General features: G+C 68.8%; 4 protein-coding genes. All 4 read right to left on the reverse strand.

All coding sequences use genetic code 11. The annotated features are described in order from the left end of the window. Window positions 1–37: 37 nt before the first annotated feature. From E1283_RS33555 to sdhC, 4 genes are read right to left on the reverse strand one after another with little or no spacing between them, the layout of a single operon-like run. Window positions 38–817: a succinate dehydrogenase iron-sulfur subunit gene (locus E1283_RS33555; protein WP_132821943.1), complete on the reverse strand. Its 780-nt coding sequence runs from the start codon at window positions 815–817 to the stop codon at window positions 38–40. Next, window positions 817–2,571 (reverse strand): succinate dehydrogenase flavoprotein subunit, encoded by a 1,755-nt coding sequence (sdhA, locus tag E1283_RS33560; protein WP_132821944.1) that lies wholly within the window; start codon window positions 2,569–2,571, stop codon window positions 817–819. Before sdhA ends, E1283_RS33555 begins: the two co-directional genes overlap by 1 nt. 15 nt (window positions 2,572–2,586) lie before the next feature. After that, window positions 2,587–3,048, reverse strand: a complete 462-nt coding sequence (locus tag E1283_RS33565; protein ID WP_132821945.1) for a succinate dehydrogenase hydrophobic membrane anchor subunit — start codon at window positions 3,046–3,048, stop codon at window positions 2,587–2,589. A gap of 5 nt (window positions 3,049–3,053) precedes the next feature. Further along, window positions 3,054–3,434: a succinate dehydrogenase, cytochrome b556 subunit gene (sdhC, locus tag E1283_RS33570; protein ID WP_132821946.1), complete on the reverse strand. Its 381-nt coding sequence runs from the start codon at window positions 3,432–3,434 to the stop codon at window positions 3,054–3,056. Between the last annotated feature and the right edge of the window lie 345 nt (window positions 3,435–3,779).

Consider the following 3,779-nt stretch of genomic DNA (forward strand, 5'->3'; position numbering starts at 1 on the left):
GCCGCGTTCCGCGGCGGCCCCCCCCGTCGGGAATCGTTCAGAAGCGCCGGGTGATCAGCGCCTTCTTGACCTCCTGGATGGCCTTGGTGACCTCGATGCCACGCGGGCAGGCGTCCGTGCAGTTGAAGGTGGTGCGGCAACGCCACACGCCGTCACGGTCGTTGAGGATCTCCAGGCGCTGCTCGCCGCCCTCGTCGCGCGAGTCGAAGATGAAGCGGTGCGCGTTGACGATGGCCGCCGGGCCGAAGTACTGGCCGTCGTTCCAGAACACCGGGCAGGACGAGGTGCACGCGGCGCACAGGATGCACTTGGTGGTGTCGTCGAAGCGCTCCCGATCGGCCGCCGACTGGAGGCGCTCCCTGGTCGGCTCGTTGCCCTCGGTGATCAGGAACGGCATCACGTCGCGGTAGGCCTGGAAGAACGGCTCCATGTCCACGATCAGGTCCTTGAGGACCGTCATGCCCTTTATCGGCTCGACCGTGATGGGCTTGGTGGCCTGCCCGTCGCTCAGGTCGGCGATGTCCTTGATCAGGGTCTTGCAGGCCAGCCGGTTGCGGCCGTTGATCCGCATCGCGTCCGAGCCGCAGATGCCGTGCGCGCAGGAGCGGCGGAAGGTCAGCGTGCCGTCCAGCTCCCACTTGATCTGGTGCAGCGCGTCGAGCACCCGCTCCTTGGGGTCGATGCGCAGCTCGAAGTCCTGCCAGACCGCCTCCGGGCCCTCCTCCGGGTTGAACCGGCGGATCCGGAAGGTGACGGTGACCAGGTGGTCGGCGGCCGACGGGGCCTCGTCGGTCTTCTCCAACGTCGGGGTAGCCATCAGTACTTACGCTCCATCGGCTGGTAGCGGGTCTGGACGACCGGCTTGTAGTCAAGCCGGATCGACTCGTTGCCCTCGGCGTCGACCTCGCGGTAGGCCATGGTGTGCCGCATGAAGTTGACGTCGTCGCGGTTGGGGTAGTCCTCGCGGTAGTGGCCGCCGCGGGACTCCTGGCGGGCCAGCGCGGAGACCACCAGCACCTCGGCGAGCTCCAGCAGGTTGCCCAGCTCCAGGGCCTCCAGCAGGTCGGTGTTGTACCGCCTGCCCTTGTCCTGCACCGACACGTTCCTGAAGCGGCGGCGCAGGGCGGTGATGTCCTCCAGCGCCTCCTTCAGCGTCTGCTCGGTGCGGAAGACCATGGCGTTCTTGTCCATGGTGTCCTGGAGGTCCCGGCGGATGGCGGCCACCCGCTCGCTGCCGGTCGAGGAGCGCATCCGCTCCACCTCGTCGGACACGAAGCTCTCGGGGGTCTCGGGGAGCTCCACGAAGTCCGCGGTGGCCGCGTACTCGGCGGCCGCGATGCCGGCGCGCCGGCCGAACACGTTGATGTCGAGGAGCGAGTTGGTGCCCAGCCGGTTGGCGCCGTGCACCGAGACGCAGGCGACCTCGCCGGCCGCGTAGAGCCCGGGCACCACGTCGGTGTTGTTGGACAGCACCTCGCCCCTGACGTTGGTCGGGATGCCGCCCATCGCGTAGTGCGCGGTCGGCTGGATCGGGATCGGGTCCGTGTACGGCTCGATGCCCAGGTAGGTGCGGGCGAACTCGGTGATGTCCGGCAGCTTGGCGTCCAGCTGCTCCGGCGGCAGGTGGGTCAGGTCCAGGTAGACGTGGTCGCCCTCCGGGCCGCAGCCGCGACCCTCGCGGATCTCGGTGTAGATGGAGCGGGAGACGACGTCGCGCGAGGCCAGGTCCTTCATGACGGGCGCGTACTTCTCCATGAAGCGCTCGCCGTCCTTGTTGCGGAGGATGCCGCCCTCGCCGCGGGCGCCCTCGGTGAGCAGGATGCCCATCCGCCAGATGCCCGTCGGGTGGAACTGGAAGAACTCCATGTCCTCCAGCGGCAGGCCGCGCCGCCAGGCGGCGGCCTGGCCGTCGCCGGTGAGCGTGTGCGCGTTGGAGGTGACCCGGTAGAACTTGCCGTTGCCGCCGGAGGCGAACACCACGGCCTTGGCCTGGAAGACGTGCAGCTCGCCGGTGGCCAGCTCGTAGGCGACGACGCCGGCGGTGCGCTTCACCCCGTCGACCTCGGTGAGCAGCAGGTCGAGCACGTAGAACTCGTTGTAGAACTCCACGCCCTCCTTGACGCAGTTCTGGTACAGCGTCTGGAGGATCATGTGGCCGGTGCGGTCGGCCGCGTAGCAGGAGCGGCGGACGGGGGCCTCGCCGTGGTTGCGGCTGTGGCCGCCGAAGCGGCGCTGGTCGATCCGGCCCTCGGGGGTGCGGTTGAACGGCAGGCCCATCTTCTCCAGGTCGAGGACCGAGTCGATGGCCTCCTTCGCCAGGATCTCGGCGGCGTCCTGGTCGACCAGGTAGTCACCGCCCTTGACCGTGTCGAAGGTGTGCCACTCCCAGTTGTCCTCCTCGACGTTGGCGAGGGCGGCGGCCATGCCGCCCTGGGCCGCGCCGGTGTGGGACCTGGTCGGGTAGAGCTTGGTGAGCACCGCGGTGCGGCTGCGCTTGGTCGCCTCGATCGCGGCGCGCATCCCGGCACCGCCCGCCCCGACGATGACGGTGTCGTACTTGTGGATCTGCATGAGTCGTCAGCCCCGTCAGCGGATGTTCGGGTCGAAGGTGAAGATGACCAGCGTGCCGAGCAGCACGGTGAAGACCGTGGCCGTGTAGAGCAGCATCTTCAGCCAGAAGCGGGTGGTGTCGCGCTCGGCGTAGTCGTTGATGATCGTGCGCAGGCCGTTGCCGCCGTGGAGCATGGCGAGCCAGAGCATGATCAGGTCCCACGCCTGCCAGAACGGCGAGGCCCAGCGGCCGGCGACGAACGCGAAGCTGACCTTGGAGACGCCGCCGTCGAGGACGAGCTGGATCAGCAGGTGGCCGAGCACCAGCACCACGAGCACGATGCCGGACAGCCGCATGAACAGCCAGCCGTAGAGCTCGAAGTTGGTGCGGGTGGCGCGCGGGGTGCGGCCGGTGCGGGCCCGGGGCGGCTCGATGACCGGCGCCGGGTTGTCCGGGGAGTAGGTGGTGTCGGTGACCTGGGTGGTCTCGATGGCCATGATCATCAGCTCCCGAACAGCTCACGGAACGCGTGGCCCAGGACCGGGTAGGCGGCCCCCGCCATCAGGACGGCCCAGACGCCGACGACGGTCCAGAGCATCTGCCGCTGGTAGCGGGCGCCCTTGTTCCAGAAGTCGACGGCGACGACCCGCAGGCCGTTCAGCGCGTGGAAGAGCACGGCGGCCACCAGGCCGTACTCCATGAACGCCACGATCGGGGTCTTGTAGACCGCGATCGTGTCGTCGTACGCCTCGGGGGAGACCCGGACGAGCGCGGTGTCCAGGACATGGACAAAGAGGAAGAAGAACACCAGGACACCGGTGACGCGATGCGCCACCCATGACCACATGCCTTCCCGGCCGCGGTACAGCGTTCCTGCCGGCACGGAAGAACCCTTCGCAAGCGATCAGGGCCTACCGGCAGCTCCTGCTCCTGTGGGACGTCGGTCGGGCCCGGCCGGGTACGGTCCACCGGCCGCCGCCATGGTATCGGCGGCTTCGGGTGGCTCTGTCGCGGGGGGCGCCCAGCGGGGATTGTCGGCCGTCGCGCATCGCGTTTGCCATGTGCTGGCCAGCGGTTACCTTCGAGGTATGCGACAAGCGCCATGGCGAATATTCGCACTGGCCACGGCCGTGGCGGTGATCGTCACGTCGGTGGCCCTGGCCGTGGTCAGGAGCACTTCGGGCTCCAGCACCACCACCGGAAACACCTCCCCCACCCAGGCCCCCAC

Source organism: Streptomyces hainanensis, assembly GCF_004348415.1.
Lineage (GTDB): Bacteria > Actinomycetota > Actinomycetes > Streptomycetales > Streptomycetaceae > Streptomyces > Streptomyces hainanensis.